9 protein-coding genes are annotated in these 16,407 nt (G+C 53.2%); 2 read left to right on the top strand and 7 right to left on the bottom strand.

What is annotated here, in order from left to right:
* Position 1 precedes the first annotated feature (1 nt).
* Complete coding sequence (gene sigE, locus HDT28_06075; GenBank protein ID MBD5132137.1) at positions 2–715, bottom strand: RNA polymerase sporulation sigma factor SigE; 714 nt, start codon at positions 713–715, stop codon at positions 2–4.
* Positions 709–1,536 carry a hypothetical protein gene (locus HDT28_06070; GenBank protein MBD5132136.1) on the bottom strand — a complete coding sequence of 276 codons (828 nt, stop codon included), beginning with the start codon at positions 1,534–1,536 and terminating at the stop codon, positions 709–711. The genes sigE and HDT28_06070 overlap by 7 nt, the downstream gene beginning before the upstream one ends.
* A 178-nt stretch (positions 1,537–1,714) precedes the next feature.
* On the opposite strand from HDT28_06070, the gene HDT28_06065 reads away from it, so the two are divergent.
* Together HDT28_06065 and HDT28_06060 are read left to right on the top strand one after the other, a co-directional pair.
* Positions 1,715–2,752 carry a DUF2207 domain-containing protein gene (locus HDT28_06065; protein MBD5132135.1) on the top strand — a complete coding sequence of 346 codons (1,038 nt, stop codon included), beginning with the start codon at positions 1,715–1,717 and terminating at the stop codon, positions 2,750–2,752.
* A gap of 1 nt (position 2,753) precedes the next feature.
* Positions 2,754–3,800: a DUF2207 domain-containing protein gene (locus HDT28_06060; GenBank protein ID MBD5132134.1), complete on the top strand. Its 1,047-nt coding sequence runs from the start codon at positions 2,754–2,756 to the stop codon at positions 3,798–3,800.
* A 242-nt stretch (positions 3,801–4,042) separates the two neighbouring features.
* Here the strand turns inward: HDT28_06060 and ftsZ are convergent, their stop codons facing one another.
* The 5 genes from ftsZ to HDT28_06035 all read right to left on the bottom strand — a co-directional run bounded on the left by ftsZ (position 4,043) and on the right by HDT28_06035 (position 16,355).
* Positions 4,043–5,389: a cell division protein FtsZ gene (gene ftsZ / locus HDT28_06055; GenBank protein ID MBD5132133.1), complete on the bottom strand. Its 1,347-nt coding sequence runs from the start codon at positions 5,387–5,389 to the stop codon at positions 4,043–4,045.
* A gap of 25 nt (positions 5,390–5,414) precedes the next feature.
* Positions 5,415–6,611, bottom strand: coding sequence for a hypothetical protein (locus HDT28_06050; protein ID MBD5132132.1), 1,197 nt, complete (start codon positions 6,609–6,611; stop codon positions 5,415–5,417).
* 87 nt (positions 6,612–6,698) lie between these two features.
* A complete protein-coding gene (locus HDT28_06045; protein ID MBD5132131.1) occupies positions 6,699–7,559 on the bottom strand; it encodes an FtsQ-type POTRA domain-containing protein in 861 nt (286 codons plus the stop codon).
* 291 nt (positions 7,560–7,850) lie between these two features.
* On the bottom strand, positions 7,851–9,107 hold the full coding sequence (gene murA / locus HDT28_06040; GenBank protein MBD5132130.1) for a UDP-N-acetylglucosamine 1-carboxyvinyltransferase: 1,257 nt from the start codon (positions 9,105–9,107) through the stop codon (positions 7,851–7,853).
* A gap of 315 nt (positions 9,108–9,422) precedes the next feature.
* The gene (locus tag HDT28_06035; protein ID MBD5132129.1) at positions 9,423–16,355 is read right to left on the bottom strand and encodes a hypothetical protein; all 6,933 of its coding nucleotides are present in this window, start codon (positions 16,353–16,355) and stop codon (positions 9,423–9,425) included.
* Positions 16,356–16,407: the final 52 nt, after the last annotated feature.

Raw genomic sequence — 16,407 nt, 5'->3', positions numbered from 1 at the left:
GCTACACCTGTAACGCTTTCGAAATATCTTTTTTAAGGCGGTAGATTATCTTCTTTTCAAGCCGCGATATGTACGACTGGGATATGCCCAATATGTCCGCGACTTCCTTTTGCGTTTTCTCGTTCGCGCCGCCCAGCCCGAACCGCATTTGCATTATTACCCGCTCGCGCTTATTGAGCCGTTCGAGTGCGTCGTTTAACAGCTTACACTCCGCTTCGTTTTCGACTTCCTTGCCTATCGCGTCGGGATCGGTGCCGAGTATGTCCGCCATAACAAGTTCGTTGCCGTCCACGTCCACGTTGAGCGGCTCGTCGAGCGACACTTCGGCTCTAAGCCGCACCACGCGCCTTAGGTGCATCAAAATTTCGTTCTCGATACAGCGCGAGGCGTAGGTCGCCAGCTTGATATTCTTGTCCGCGTCGAACGAATTGACCGCCTTGATAAGCCCCACCGTGCCTATCGAAATAAGGTCCTCTACGTCCACGCCCGTGTTATCGAACTTGCGCGCGATATACACCACGAGCCGCAAATTATGCTCGATGAGCAGGGTTTTGACCTCGGGATCGGATTTGAGCCGAGCGAGCGCCGCCGCTTCCTCCTGCGGCTCCAACGGGTGCGGTAAGCCTTCGCTTCCCGTTACGTAGTCGAGCTCTCCGCCCGAGTTCTTAACGGCAAGCACCCGCTTGATCGCGTTCATAATCTTGTTAATCAGCATACGACCTCCGATATCGCTACGGGATTAAGCAGCAGCTCGTGTTCCTTGGTGAAAGACCTGCCGCCGACCAAACCTATCATTGCATTTATTTTATGCGCCTGCCTGTCCGTATAGACCGTTATTGCGGTCGGTTTGATTATAAAAATATCCGTACTTCCCGCCGCCGTGCCGATAGAGGTTTTTCGTAGCCTAGGAAGGGTTTTGACGAACTCGACCGCCGCCGCGCCGTCGAGCTTTTGGGTGAACCTATCGACGTCGGTTATTATTATCGGCAAGCCCGTAGTCGGGTCGAAAACACTGTTGCCCGTATCGAGGAACGCCGAGAACTTCATTGTAGAGCCGTAAGCCGTAACCTCTATCCCGTACTCGTACGGCTCTCTCGCCCGCTTCAACCGCATTTTGGAAATGCAGTACCGCACAGCCGTATACACGACCGCCGCCGTGCCGAGCGTTAGGAACAGCGGGTATTTTAGCGAGAACGCCTGCGCCGCAACAGTGTTTCCATACAGTGCGAGCCCCACGGCATAGCTCGCCCCGCCGAACGCAAACGTAGCGCCTAAAAACATAAGGCCGGACAGCACCGCCCGCGGCGTTTTGACGAACAGCATCACGGACAGCACGCCCCACAACGCGAGCTTGACTAAAATCTGCGTCGTCGCGTTAAGTCGCATAAACGGATAGAACACGGCGACGACGGTACCCACAAGGCTTGCCAAAAGGTTGCGCCACACGCACGGGGCTTTATGCGCAAGCCGCGCCGCCGCAGACGCAGCGAGGTAGGTCAGCAAAAAATTATCGGCAATAACGAACTCTATGTACATGGCGTTATTTTAGCAAACCACAAACGAATTGTCATAACAATTATGTCGAAACGCCGAACGCATTTTATCTGTTTTGCACCTATTTTGTCAAAGAAGAAATCGCGTATTATCGCACGCAGTTGACAACACGGCGCGAATTTGCTAATATATTTACGGATAACGCTATTCGAGGGCTAAATTGTTTATTTCTTCTGTCACATCGATATATTATGCGTTGGCGGGCGGAGTGTACGGCTGTATTCTCGCGATACTTATGCTTGTACTTATTTTCGGCTTGCGCGCGCGGCGGAACGTAAAGAAAGAAAAAATTACGAGCCTGCCCGACGGTTTCTCCCCCCTCGACGTCAAGCGTATTTTTATAGGCAGAACGTACGCGCGGCGGCTCACCCGCGCGCTTATCGTGCATTGGGCTAACCGTGGCTTAATAACCGTTAAATACGTAAGCAAGTACAAGGTCAGAATACACAAAGTAAAAAGTATGCCCAAGCACGACAACGAGAAAGCTGTGTTTTTCGACCGCGGAACGTACGTGCGCGAGTACGACTTTTTCCACGCCGCTTGCAAAAAGTTCAACAGCGGCCCGATCGATTTGAGACAACCCCTTTTCAGCAAGGAAAAGGAAACGAACATACGCAAGAAGTACGCTACCCGCGAGGACGAGGGCGTGTATTCGGCAAAGCACTTTACCTTGAAGCTTATTACTATACTGCTCTCGTTGATCCCGAGCGTGCTGTGCGTTGTGTGGAGCGCCGTATACGAGGGACAATTCATGTCCATAGCGGGCGTCGGCACGTCGCTTATTGGCTTATTCGTATTGATGTTCATAAACGATATGCCGAAGCTTTTCAAAGCGGTATGGTGCGGCGGCTGGCTAGCCGGCTCGGTTGCTTTTATTATGGCGGGATTTTCTTGGAGCTTCGACCCGCTTGGCATAATCTACGTAGCAACGATAGTTCTCTTTGCCGGTCCGCTGTTCCTAGTGCGGTTCGTCGACTACCGCGAAAAGAACAATCTTGCCGACTACTCCGACCTTATTAACTACCGCAAGTTCTTTCTGTGGTCGTCCGCGTCCGATTTGAGCACGGTCGACTACTACGAAGTTTTGCCTATGCTGTACGCATTCAATATTAAACGGTTCGTAAAGCACAAGTTTATTAAAACTGCTCCGCCCAAGTGGTACAAGGACGACGAGGCATTACAGGGGGCGTTGATTTAACATGAGCTTGGTCAACTTGATTTTATGCGTTCTGCTTATAAGCGTGACGTTGGTTGTTCCTCTAACCGCCATAATCGTCGGCAAGGTCAAGCTGAAACGCGCGCTCCGTCCCGTCGAGTTCTATCCGCCGCGCGGCTACTCGCCCGTTGACGTGCTTTTCGGCTACTACGGACACAATAAAACGGCACACGACATAATCAACCCGCTCATGCTTTATTGGGCGGATCGCGGGTTTATAACGATCGAGGAAGACTGCAAGCGCGGGCTCAAACTGACTAAGCTTAAAGATCTTACCCCGCCCGACTTCGATCTTTTACACGGCACGCCGCGGCGTGTGCTTGCAAACTACGAGTACGAGAAAGAGCTTTTCGATCAGATCTTTTTAGGTAGCGACGTGTTCTACACGCTTGCCGCGCCATCGTCTTTCCTCGACAGTAACAAGGAATTCATTAAGAAATGCAACGACAAAGCCAAGGAGTGCCGCACGCCGCTTAGCAAAAAGCTATACATTATGTCTACGGCATTGGCGATCGGGATGCTGATAATCGTAACGATTATTTGCGCGCTTACGCAGGGGGATTTTCTTTACGTGGCAATGGTATTCCCTATCGTTGCGGTAATATTCAGTAGGTTCGCACCGTTTGACGGGCAATGGCGGTATTTCCAGTTCATATTCTTCGGCGCCTGGGGCGGGATACCGTTTGCGGCAGTGCTCGGGTTTGCACAGGGGTTCGATACAAAATTTCTTCTCGCCGCGGCGTTCGTTGTTTGCGTGGTCGTGAATATTATAGCGCGGAAAATCGATATACGTACCAAAAAAGAAATAGCGGTGTACGGCAGGATAGCTTCGTTCAAGACCTTCCTGCTCGAAGCCGAGATAGCGCGGCTCGAACTGCTCGTCGAAGAAAACCCGCATTATTATTACGATATACTGCCGTTCTGCTACGCGCTGAATATCACCGAAAAGCTCAAACCCAAGTTTGACCGTATTATCATGGAAGGACCGAGCTGGTACCTCGGCGAGCTCCGCGACAAGCTTATGTTTTAACTTCTTTCTTGTGAACAAGAAAGAAGCAAAGAAAACTTTTACGTTAAATACAAAAAGAGTGGTTGAACTTAACCATTCTTTTTATTAATATCCGTATTCTTGCCTTCCCCTCAGGGGGAAGGCTATCGTTCGTTTAAATTTTCCACATACCACAAAAAGAGTGGCTAAGATTAACCACTCTTTCGTTATTTTTGCTTAAAGTTTTTTTCGCTTCCTTTTTGTTCACAAAAAAGGAAGAAAAATTACTTACGTTTATTAAGCTTGCTCAGCCACGAAGTATCGCTGTCGTCGTCAAGCCCGACGTAGCCGTTCCCGTCGTTACGGCGCGGCGGATGTTGCGGCTGCGGCGTGCCCTGCGGCGGATAGTTAAAGAATGTCTGTTGCTGCGGTACGCCCTGCGGCTGCTGCGGTTGCTGTTGCTGTTGAGGATAGCCGTTATTACCAATGGGATAACCGCCGTTATTTTGGTATCCACCGTTCTGGTAACCGCCGTTGTTCGGGTATCCGCCCTGATTGCCGTACGGATTCTGTTGTACGGGATATCCGCCACGGTTTTGCGGCTGGATAAGCGGCTGCTGCTGAGTGCGCTGCGCAGGCGCGGAAGGTCCGCCCTTCTTGAACCCGGTAGCAACGATAGTGACCTGTATCTCGTCTTTGAGCGCGGGAACAATCGCGTGCCCGAATATGATATTCGCGTCGGGCGCGCAGATATCGCGAACGAGCTCGACCGCCTGCGACACCTCGTCCATCTTGATCTCCCTGCCCTCAACGTTGACGATAGCGCGGGTCGCGCCCTCGATAGAGGTATCGAGCACGGCGTTATTGACGGCTTTCTTGACGGCGTCGACGGCACGGTTCTGACCGCTCGCACGCCCAATGCCCATAATGGAATCGCCGCCCTGTTCAAGCACGGTGCGGATATCGGCAAAGTCGACGTTGATACGTCCGGGGTTGGCTATAAGATCGGTAAGCGCCTGCACGCCCTGACGAAGAATATCGTCGGCGTACTTGAACGCTTCCTGCGTGGTCATGTCCTTGGCAAAGGTCGCAAGCTTCTCGTTAGGCACAATGATGATCGAATCAACGTGCTCGCGGAGCTTGGCAATACCCATTTGCGCATTGCGCATACGAATCTCGCCCTCGAACTTGAACGGCGTAGTAACGAACGCAATCGTGAGCTTGCCAAGGCTGTGCGCGATCTCGGCAACGATAGGCGCGGCGCCCGTGCCCGTACCGCCGCCCATGCCTGCGGTAATGAACACGAGATCCATGTCGTTGATAAGCCCTTTGAGCGTTTCGCGGCATTCCTCGGCGGCAAGCCTGCCCTTTTCGGGGTTAGCGCCCGCGCCGTAGCCCTTGGTTATGTTCGAGCCGATCTGAACGCGCTTTTTCGCTTTACTGATACGCAACGCCTGACGGTCGGTATTGATTGCCATGAACTGATCGACATTGACGTGCGCTTCGATCATATTATCGACGGCGTTACTGCCGCCGCCGCCCACGCCGACTATAACGATCTTAACGGGCGAAGTCGACTGCTCTTCCGCGTTCATGCCGTTGCTGTTTCGTATGCTTTCAAAAGTAGCCATATCTACCTATCTCCTTTCCTGGAACCTATCTCTTAAACCAACGCTTGATCTTGCCGATCATGCTAATGCTCGTATCTGTATTGGACAAAACCATATCCATAAGCCCGAGCGGCGCAGACAGCTGCGGGCGCGTAAGCGTGGGTAATTGCGGCTTGACCGCCACGACTTCGCGGTGCAGGCATTCCGACAAATACTCGCTTGCCCCGCGTATATAATTGAGCCCGCCGCCCGTTATCGAGAGCGGAACGAACTCCGGATATTCGTAATCACAGCCTTTGAGCGCTTTTTCGATATACCTTGCGAGCCGCTCTATTTCAAGCCTCACCGCGTTATTAACGTCGGTCACGCCGTAAGAATGCACCTCGTTATCGATCTCAACGTTATATGTCGTTTGCATGATCACCGACGGATCGTTCTCGGGCGGAACGTAGTCGGGTTCGAGCGAGAGCACCACTTTGTGTTTGAGCCGCTCCGCCTCGCGCATGGAAATGTCGAACAATTCGGCAAGCGCCGCCGTTATGCGCGCGCCGCCCCACGAAAAGTAATACTGCCGGCACAGTCCGTCGCCGCGCCCGATCGTGAGCGCAGTGCCCAAAGCGCCGATATCGGCGAGCATAACGCACTTATCGCGCGTGTAATCGTCGAACAGGAACAATATCTCGGCGAGCGACGCCGATACGTATTCTACCTCGGGCACGTCCGCGCTGTTCACCGCCGTCGTCACGATATCGATAAACTCGCGCTTGGCGAGCATATATGAAATACTGCCCGAAAGCCGCGTCGACATGAGCCCTACGGGCGCAACGAGCTTGTGCTCGTCGTCAAGCGAGAAATGCACCGCTTGAATATTAATGACCGACCAATCGAGATCGGCTTTGTACTTGTTACCGCTGTCGAGAAGAACCTCTACGTCCTGCTCGGTCACGCGCCTGCGGCGGTTGAGCGAAATGGATACGTCGTTCACTACGCAGGTCGAGAAATCGTTGGGCACGCCCACGTACAGCTTGTCCACCGTAACGCGCGCGCTGTTTTCCGCGCTCGAAATCGCCGACACGATCGCGCTCTGCAACCGCTCGGGATCGAGCCACACCCCGCCCGAAAAACCGGCATACTCACACACCCCGATTCCGTCGATGCAGATCGAGTTGTTTATCCCGCGACTACCGATCAAGACAGTTATCTTGCTCGTGCCGAAATCCAATATCGCAACGCTCTGTTTCAATTCAAACCTCTATTGACCTACCAATGTCTATTGTACACCACGTGCAAACGTTTGTCAAGTTCTCGGTAAAACATACCGAAAACAGTTTTAGGCATTCTCGCCGTAGTTCTCTAAGTAGTAAAGCTCGTCGGAATAGTATTTGATACTCCCGTCCTCGCGCTTGCCTATCTCCGCGCCGACCGCCGTGTACGAGCTCCGCATATCGCCGTCGCCGCCCTTGTATTCCCAAACGCGTATAAGCCCCGAAATCTTGTTTATCTCGGCCTTCGTGTCGGCGAAAATATCGAACCCGCGTTCGAGGAACTTCGCAAAATCATCCACACTACCGTGTATCTCGATCGAACAGCCTGAGCTCATACGGATATAAACGTACCCCTCGCGCGTAAGATCGATAAACCGAACGTGACTCGAAATCTGCCTGTCGATAAGCCCCTTGTTGCGCATGACCGATATGTACGTCTCGATTATCTTGCGGTCGTAGCTGCCCGCGGACTGGAAATACGCGCCGACCGCCGTCGCCGTCGGGTTGTTCGTCTTAACATTGAAAACGTCGCCCGCGGCTTCCGCGCTGCTCTCGCCTATGCGGCAGGACGAATAGCAACGGTAATACCGCCCGTCGTTCTCGTACTGGAACATTCGTTCGTACACCACGTAGTTTACGGACACTCGGTCGGGGAACTTGCGCTCCACGTTGATCACCCCGACGTTAGGGAACGCGCGCTCTACCTTGTTTTTGACTTCTTCCTCGTCTACGAAGAAAATAGAACTGTTACGCTTGATATCCGCGGCTTCGATCACGTAGCTGTCGTAATCCAGCCCGCCGTCGGTATACCCGTAATAATTATAAGCTTCCACGTTGCGCACAAGAAAAGTAGCTCCCGTCGCCACGATAATGACGATAAGCGCCAGCACCACCGATAATAATACGATAAGCCTCTTATTACGCATACACATAAATTATATCAAACGCAAATATAAAAATCAAGTGTTTCCCTTACTTCTTTGAAAAGAAGTAAGCAAGAAACTTTTAGTGTCGGGTGTGGAATTGAGTGGTATGTTTTACTTTACACCCGAGTAATTTCATTACATTATAAATAACTTAACGCCATTCTACCCGTTTTTCTGAGCGTAAGCGAAGAATCTCATTAAAAAGAACATACAATAAATGAAATGCACCTCAAAGTTTGCACAAAACTTTATGATGCATTTCAAAATATATTAATAATTATTATCTAACTACTATTCTATTCTTCGCTTAATATCCGCGCCGAGTGCGGAGAAGGTCGTTTCAATACTTTCGTATCCCCTGTCTATATGCTCTACTCCGTGGACGACAGATCTGCCGTCCGCCATGAGCGCGGCAATGACGAGCGCTGCGCCGCCGCGAAGATCGCACGCTTTAAGCACTGCGCCGTGCAATTCTTTTACGCCGTTTATCACGGCTATTCTGTCCTTTACGGTTATGCTCGCGCCCATTTTAAGCAGCTCGTTGGTATAGCCGAACCGATTTTCGAATAGATTTTCGACTATTACCGAGCTGCCGCTCGACTTTAACAGCATGGCGCAAAACTGCGGCTGCATATCGGTCGGGAACGCGGGATATACGTTGGTTTCGAGTTTATGTATGGGCTTGGGTCTGCCGTCTGAGGTAATGCGCACCGAGCCGCCGCGGAAATTGAGCCTTGCGCCCGTTTTCTTTAACCGCTCGGTTATTCCCAAAATATGTTCGGGCACTATATTATTCACTATCACGTTCCCACCCGTCGCGCCGACGGCGGCAAGCACCGTGCCGGCGCAAATACGATCGGGCATGGGGCGGTAGGTACAGCCGTGAAGCTTTTTTACGCCTTCTATCTTAATGACCGAGCCGCCCGCGCCGCTCACCTGTCCGCCCATAGCGTTTATAAAGTTGGCAAGGTCGACGATCTCCGGCTCGCGCGCGGCATTGACGATAACCGTTTCGCCGTCCAAAAGTGCGCCCGCCATCATTAGGTTTTCGGTCGCGCCCACCGACGCGAAGTCGAGATTGATGACCGCGCTCGACATTTGCGAGCCGTCACAGCATATAACTCCGCAATCGTCGATAATATCGACCGACAAACCTTTCAGTCCCGCAATATGTAAATCTATAGGTCTAAGTCCTATCTCGCACCCGCCCGGATGGCTTATATACGCGCGTCTGCACCGCGAAAGAATCGAGCCCAGTATGAATATCGACGAGCGCAATTTGCCCGTTAGATCCGAATTTATGACGTTTAGCGCGATATCTTTACAACACACGGTCAAATCGTCGCCGTAGAACTCGGCAAAACAGCCCAAATGCCGCATAATGTCGAGCATGGCGTCGATGTCGCGCAAATGCGGACAGTTCTTTATAGTAACGGTGTCCTCAGTGAGAATACACGCCGCGATTATGGGCAGCGCCGCGTTCTTTGCGGTCTGCACGGTCACCTCGCCGCTTAATTGCTTTCCGCCGTCGATAACAAGTTTTTGCATACGCTTTTCCATCCTATACAATCTTTTTTAGTATATGACAGCGTATCGACAAGCGTGTTAATTATAAGGTTACAATTGTTCACCGACGTCACTTCGTGACACCTTCCCCCTGAGGGGAAGGCTGATAACGACAAAATTTAGCAGAGCCCTCATCCGTCGGCTCGTTCCTCGCCGCCACCTTCCCCATTTGGGGAAGGCTGTTGTTTGTTTTACTTTTCCACACAAAAAGAAATGCGCGGTATTTCTACCACGCATTCTAAAACTTAAAGTTTTCTTGCTTACTTCTTTTTCAAAAGAAGTAAGGAAACACAACTACTAGTCATCGTCGCGACCGGGCTTCTTGCCGTTCAAGCGGCTTCTGAGCTTATCGAGAACGAGCTGGTTAGCGAGTCTACGCACCTTATCGGACGCTTCGGTTTCAGCGATCGTAGTGAACTCTTGCGGCAAGATATCGCGCAAAATCTCGTCAACGCGGTCCTCGCTTACGCCGCCGTCGCCGAGCTGTTCGACAAGCTGTTCCATTATAAGCTTGTTAGCGACCTGCTTAGCGAGCTTATCCGCCATATCCATGGCGTCGGTAGTCGTCATTGTGGGATCGAGCCCGTACTCGCCGTCGCCGCCAAGCTTGCTCGCCTGTTCGTCGATTATCGCGTCGAAGTCAGTCTCGTAGCGCGACGCGGGCGTCAGGATCTGCTCGGTGATAACGTCGCTGTGCGCGACCGCCGTATCGTTCACGTCATCGAACTCGTCTACTACGGGCGGTTGCTCGACTACCGTCGGCTTTTTGGCGCGGGGCTTGCTCGAAGTCGATTTCTTAGCGCCGCTTGCGGACGACTTTTTCGCACCCGACTTAGCGCCACTGCCCGAGCCGGGCTTTCTTCCGCGCTTAGCGGCGGATTTTGCCGCTGCGGGCTTAGGTGCCGCAGGTTTTGCTGCCGCAGGCTCGACTATGCCCGCTATCTCGTTAAGTTGCTCTTTTAGATCGGAAAGGCTATCCGATAAGCCCGCATCCGAACTGATGTCGCGCGCTTCCTCGCGTTCCGCAAGCACGGTTATCTCGTCGCGGAGCCTGGATATAGCGTCGAGTATCAACGCGTTCTCCTTGCTCGGTTTTTCGCGGCTGAGTTCTTCGCGAAGGTCGGCAAGTTCGGCAAGGATACTGTCGTTATCCGCTGCACTGCCCGACTGGACCATAACTTCGCGCAACTTGGCTACCTCTTCGGCAACCGCGTCAGACGAAGCGATTTCGGCTTTAAGGCTTTCGAGCTCGTCGCTGATATTGGTATTGACGTTCTCGCTCAGATACTGGTTCTGGCGTTCGAGAAGCTTCGCCATCTCCGACATGAAGTTGAGCGAAGTCATATCCGCGTCGCGCTGATTAGCCATGTCGGTGCGAATACTGTCGAGTTCTTCGAGTATCCTGGACGATGCACCCGCGCTGTCAAGCTCGGTCACGCGGTCGCCCAACGCATCGATACGATCGTTAATGGTGTCGACCGCTTCGGCGTTCGCTTCGATCGTAGCTTTCAAGTCGTTGAACTGCTCGGTGATAGCATCGAGGTCGCTCGACGAACCGACTGCCGTTACATGGTCGCGCAGCGAGCCGAGCTCGTCAAGTATGATATTGTTGTAGCTCTCGTAGTTAGACTCGCCCGAATTAGGATCGTTGATGTTAGCCATGCTGATAGCGAACAACTGATCGCGGAGCGATTGGACCTCGACCAAAAGCTGTTCATCACTCGACTTGTCGGTCTTTTCTGCTACGTGCTTGACTTCTTCTATTTGCTCGCGCAGTGCCTGGAACTCGTCGCGAAGTGCGAGTATCTCGCTCATTACGCCGAGATCGGGTTCTTCTTTGAGCGCTTGCACGTCTGTCTTGATCGTCGCAAGGTCCTCGCTCACGCCGGCAAGGTTGTCGGTCGAAGCAAGCATTTCGCGAAGCTCTGCGATCTCGTCACGGATAGCCGCAACTTCCGCTACGCCACCGTTCTCCGCCGATACGGTGGTAAGCGAACGGAGCTGTGCAATCTCGTCGCGGATCTCGCCGAGTTCTTCGGCAAGCCCGCTCTGCGGAACAGCTTCCGCCTGTTCGCTCGCGAGCGCCTCGCGGATCGCCTGCACAGTTTCTTCAAGCGTGGGAGCCTGACCGTAGGTCTTGGTCATAGCGACTTCATCGCGAAGCGCGCGGATCTCATCGATAAGCGCGGCGTAAGAAGTATCGCCGTTTTCGTCGGTCGTAGGCGCAGAAGAAAGCGCCATATCGCGCACTGCGTCTTTGAGCTCGGTAAGCTCGGCACGGAGCCCTTCGTAGCTCTCGGAACGGAGTTGTTCGTTCTCTGCGCGCAATGCTTCTATCTCGGCGCGGAGCGCGTCCATATCCGCATCGCCCGTAAACGTAGGCTCTTGCGCTTGAGCTTCCTCGCGGGAAGCGATCGCGCTGTCCGCGATGTCGTCGATAGCGAGCTTGATATCGTATATTTCGTTATGCAGTTCGTCGAACCGTTCGGTGAGCGTCATTGCGCCTACCGTCGCGTCCTCGTCACCGATCGGTGTTTCGCGGTTAAGGCGCAACTCGTCGAGCGCGGCGTTGATGTTATCGAACTGCTCCATTATAGGCGTGAGGTCGATAGCTCCGCCGTCCTGCTCGGCATAAGCATAAGCTTCACCGTCCTCGGTCGCTTCGGTCGCTGCGCCGCCGCGTTCTTCGAGCAGCGCGCGGATCTCCTCTACCTGCTCGGCGACTGCGGACAGTCTGTCCTCACCGACGAGTTCTTCTATGCGAGAAATATCGTTTTTGAGATTGATTATCTCGTCGAGCACTACGTCGAGCTCCGCCGAAGCACCGCCCTCGCCTTCCTCGCCCTCGGCTGCGCCGATGGTCGTTCTGCGGCTGATAAGGTCTTTAAGCTCGTCGACGTTGCCGCTGAGCGCCGTTTGATCGGCACGGAGTGCGGTGAGCTCGTCGAGTATTACATTGAAATCGTCGTTGCCGTCAACAGCGATCTCGCCCTCAGCTTCTTCGCCGTCCTGCGGGATCTCTTCGCCGTTCGACGCCGCACCGAGTACCTCGTCCTTGAACGCGAATACTTCATCTCTAAGCGAAACTATCTCGTTGAGCACAAGGTTGATTTCGCCGTCGGTAGGCGCGGAACCGGCTTCACCCATAGGAAGATTGATTATATCCTCGCGAAGCGCGCGAATCTCGTCGAGTATGTTGCCGGAAGATATAGCGGCAAGTTCATTCTTGATCGCTTCGAGCTCGCTCGAAACCTCGTCCTGATCGACTATGCGCGCGGCTTTAACGTCGTCGCGAAGCGAAAGGATCTCCTCTACGGTATCGTACTCGGCTTGAGCTTCGAGCCTGTCGCGAATAAGCGCGAGCTCGTCCAAAACAGCCTGTAAGTCAGACGATTGCGAAGCGGCTTGCTCGCCCTCGGCTTCTTCCATACCCTCCTCGTCGGCGGGAGCGGTCATGGCGAGCATATCGTCGATCGAGGCTTGGAGCGCAGCGAGTTGGTCGGCAAGCCCGTCAAGCGCGGCTACGTTTACGTCGTTGGTAGACTGAGCGTTGCTCTCGATTGCGCCGAGCCGCTCGCGTATCTCGGATATTTCGCTGAGAAGCGCGTCACGGGTTTCGCTGTCCACACCTGCCGCCGACATGTTCTCGTCGAGCGTGGAGATATGGATCTCCTCGCGGATACCCGAAACGGTATCTATAATTTCCTGCTTATTGAGCGCCGCAAGATTTTCGTAGTCCTCGATCTTGGCGAGCACTTGCTCGACGTCGCTGACAAGCGCGGCAAGCGTATCGGCATCCGATTCCTTTTCCGCCTGTTCGTCGAGAATTTGCTTAATGTACGCAACGTCCGCGGCAGTCGCTTCGGTGAGCGCGGTGACATCCTCGTCCGCAGCCGCGCTTTCTGCGCCCTGACCGTTCTTGACCGCTTCGAGGTTCTCGGCAAGCGCATTTACCGCGTCGAGAATAGCGGCAACAGTGTCACGCGTATACGTAACATCCTCGGCTTGCGGCAAGAGCGCAATCTGGTCGAGTATCGAATACGTATTGTCGCGCGCGGTGATCAAGTCGTCGGCTTGGGGAATAAGCGGAAGCGTATCGAGAATAGTGTTGATACCCTCTTTGATCTCGGTAAGTTCCGCGCCGCTCTCGGCGGGTTCCGCAGTTTCTTCTGTGTAGCTTACGCTATCCTCGGTTGCCGCGCCCTCACCCGCGCCGTCGAGCCTGTCGAGTATGGCGTTGAGCTGTTCGGTGATGGGAGTGAGTGCGTCGAGCGTAGCGGTAGCGGCGTCGCGTGCCGAAGCCACATTATCGTTGATCGCAGCCACGTTATCGTTGATCGCAGCAATATTGTCGCCGAGCGCAGTGACCGTATCGGTGTTGTTTGCAAGGCTGTCGTTTACGAGCGCCATGCTCTCAGTGACCTGAGCCATGCTGTCGGTGAGGCCGTTTACGCCCTCGCTGACGTTAAGCACGCTGTCATACACGGCAGTAACGTTGCTCGATACGGAAGCCATGCTGTCCGCAAGCGGCTGAACGTTTTCTTTGATTATGCCCGCGTCCTCGACGATAGCGTCGATTCGCGCAGATATGTCGTCAAGATAAGCCAAAACGCTCTCGTTGGCATTTTGCTCGGTCTCGCCTGTTTGACCGCTCGCGTTGTTTTCCGCTTGTTCGCGCATATACGCGACATCGGCTCGGAGCTGCTCGATCGCCTCCGCCATAGCGTAACTGTCGGCGGGAGTTTGAGCGATAACGAGTTCTTTGATAGCCTGCGTGTCGGCAAGAATTTCCGCCTTGACGCTATCGAGCGTGTCGACTATAGGCAGCGCGTACACCATATCCGAAATGGTGAGGAGGTTATCCTTGATAGCCTGCGTTTCCACAAGGATATCGTTCTTAACAGCCTGCGTCTCGTTAATGATATCGGTTTTAGCGGCTTGCGCCTCGTTAATGATATCGTTCTTAGCAGCTTGCGTTTCGGAAATAATATCGTTCTTGGCGTTCTCGACCGTTTCGGCGGTCAAGCCATCGCCCAAGCGACTTATAATATTGGTTTCCGTTTCAATAATAGCATTCGACAAATCCTCGTACAGTTTATCGAACTGCGTATTGAGCTCGCCGAGGAGTCCGCTTATCTTGTCGCCGTCGCCCTCGTTTACTTCGTGTACCGCGGCGGAACCCGTCAAACCGATGATATCGGTGCGGAGCTCGCCTATCTGTGTAAACAACTCGTCGTACTCGTCGAGCTTGTTTTTGATATACGCAAGGTCGTCTATCGTTTGCTGCTTATCGTCGTCGCTCATTATAGGCGCGTCGACCGTAATAGGCTCTTGTATCTTCTCGGAAATGTCTACGAGCTTGTTCGAAATGTCCAAATAGGAGTTACGAAGCTCTTCGAGCGCTTCCGACATATCAGGCGTTTCAGTGACCGACGCGAGCTGAGCGCGAAGCTCCTCGATAGCAGCGAGCACTTCGCTCGGCTGAGCGACGGCTTCCTCTACAACCTCGGTCTGTTCTTCAACTGCCTGTTGTTCTTCTGCGGGCTGTTCTACCTCAGCTTCCGCGCCTGCCTCGGCTTCGGGCGAAGCGATGCAGTTAAGCACGGCTTCTTTGATTTCTTCTAGCTTGTCGAAAATGCTTTCAACAGCTTCCTCCGACTGCTCCTCCGTGTATACGGGAGTGTCGATATCGGGAAGAACGTTAAGATCACTTACGGTCAAGCCGGTGAGCTCGTCGATAAGCTCGTTAAGCTCGTCCTTGCTGTCCTCGGGCTTGCTTTCGCCGTCGCCGATTAAGATTTTGGTTATCTTCTCGACGATAGCTGCATTGGCTTGCTGTCTGGTGTTGCCCTCAAGCGTGTTAACAGCCGCTACGATATCGGGCAGATAGTCGCCGTACTTATCAACGGGTGCTACCGCGATCTTATCGCTTGCGCTGAAAAAGCGTTCCGCGCTGTCGCGAACGGCGGGCGTAATCGAAGTTATTCCGCGCTCCGAGCAGAAAGAGGTAACGTCGGAAAATACCGAACGGGTCAAGGGCTGCGAAGCAAGCTCGCTCGCAAGCGAAGCCGTAGCGCCCAAAAGATCGACCGCGTCGGGAATATTGCTGTCGGTAAGCTTTTTGGCGTAGTTAAATACCGTCGTGAGCTTGTCCTTGAACATAACGCCCTGAGAACGCACGGCGTTATTGACCTTTTTATACTCGTTGGCAAGCTCGCTTAGCGCTTTGGTGTTCGCCGTCATCTGCTCGGACGCACTGCCGAGCGAAAGCTTTATCTCGTAAAGCTGACGCAAAAGTTCGGCGGTATCCACACTGCCCGAGCCCGAAACTACGGGAGAAGCGGGCGCGTTTTTATCCTCGAGCGAGGCTTTAAGTGCGGCGATATCGGACGAAATCTTATTAAGAACGTCCTGCGACGCGCCGTCCATATTGCTGGCAGCCTTTTTGACAGCCGAAACCGCGCCGTTGAGCTCCTTTAACGAAGGAAGCTCTTCGAGCTGTTTCTTAATGCTTCCTATCTCGCCCTGCAAACGCGCGTCGCTGTCGCGAGTGGCGCGAAGAACGGCCTCGTTGATAGAAAGAAGTTTTTCAACGTCGATTGAATTGGATTGACCGCCCTCAAGTCTTCCCTGCTGCTCTTGCGAGCCGGCGGTAAGTTCACCTTGAGGGCTTTCCGCGTTTTTTAGTAGGTCGTCAATTCTACTTTGCAACCGTTGAATTTCCGCTTTGTGCTCTGCCTCGGCTATCTTTTGATCGCGAGCCATATCCTCTTTCATACGGGTAAGCTCTTTCTGCATCTCAAGACTCGTCGTGTTCTTGGCAAGCTCGTCGCGCAAACGAGAAATCTCGTTATACATAACGACTTCGCTGCCCGCGGGCGGCGCCGAAGGCTGATAGATATACTGCGGCGGCTGGAAAATAGGCTGCTGCTGTATCTGCGGCTGTTGCTGAACAGCAGGCGCCATTCCGCGTTTAAGTTCGGCAATCTCGTCGAGAACTTTGTTTAAGCGATCGTCATAGTAGTCGTCGTTATAGCCGTCGTCGTAGTCCTCTTCGGCATAATCGTCGTCATACTCTTCGTCGTCGTAGTCCTCGTCGTCGTACTCCTCGTCGTCGTAGTCGTCGTATTCCTCTTCGCCGTCGTCGTACTCCTCGTCGCGCTCGGTGAATTCTTCTTCTACGATTTCCTCATCGTCCAACGAAAAAGTCGTCTTGTCTTGACTGTCCATAAATGTTCCTCGCATTTGTTATGTTTTTACTTTGTTATTTTCCGTAATGCGG

It is taken from the genome of Clostridiales bacterium (assembly GCA_014799665.1).
GTDB lineage: Bacteria > Bacillota > Clostridia > Christensenellales > Pumilibacteraceae > Anaerocaecibacter.
Note: the sequence above shows the minus strand (reverse complement) of the source record. Positions and strands in the feature narration are given on the sequence as shown.

Bases quoted from the DNA above. Each gene is read 5' to 3' on its own strand.
- sigE (MBD5132137.1), bottom strand. From the start codon at position 715: ATGCTGATTAACAAGATTATGAACGCGATCAAGCGGGTGCTTGCCGTT.
- HDT28_06070 (MBD5132136.1), bottom strand. From the start codon at position 1,536: ATGTACATAGAGTTCGTTATTGCCGATAATTTTTTGCTGACCTACCTC.
- HDT28_06060 (MBD5132134.1), top strand. From the start codon at position 2,754: ATGAGCTTGGTCAACTTGATTTTATGCGTTCTGCTTATAAGCGTGACG.
- ftsZ (MBD5132133.1), bottom strand. From the start codon at position 5,389: ATGGCTACTTTTGAAAGCATACGAAACAGCAACGGCATGAACGCGGAA.
- HDT28_06045 (MBD5132131.1), bottom strand. From the start codon at position 7,559: ATGCGTAATAAGAGGCTTATCGTATTATTATCGGTGGTGCTGGCGCTT.
- murA (MBD5132130.1), bottom strand. From the start codon at position 9,107: ATGCAAAAACTTGTTATCGACGGCGGAAAGCAATTAAGCGGCGAGGTG.
- HDT28_06035 (MBD5132129.1), bottom strand. From the start codon at position 16,355: ATGGACAGTCAAGACAAGACGACTTTTTCGTTGGACGATGAGGAAATC.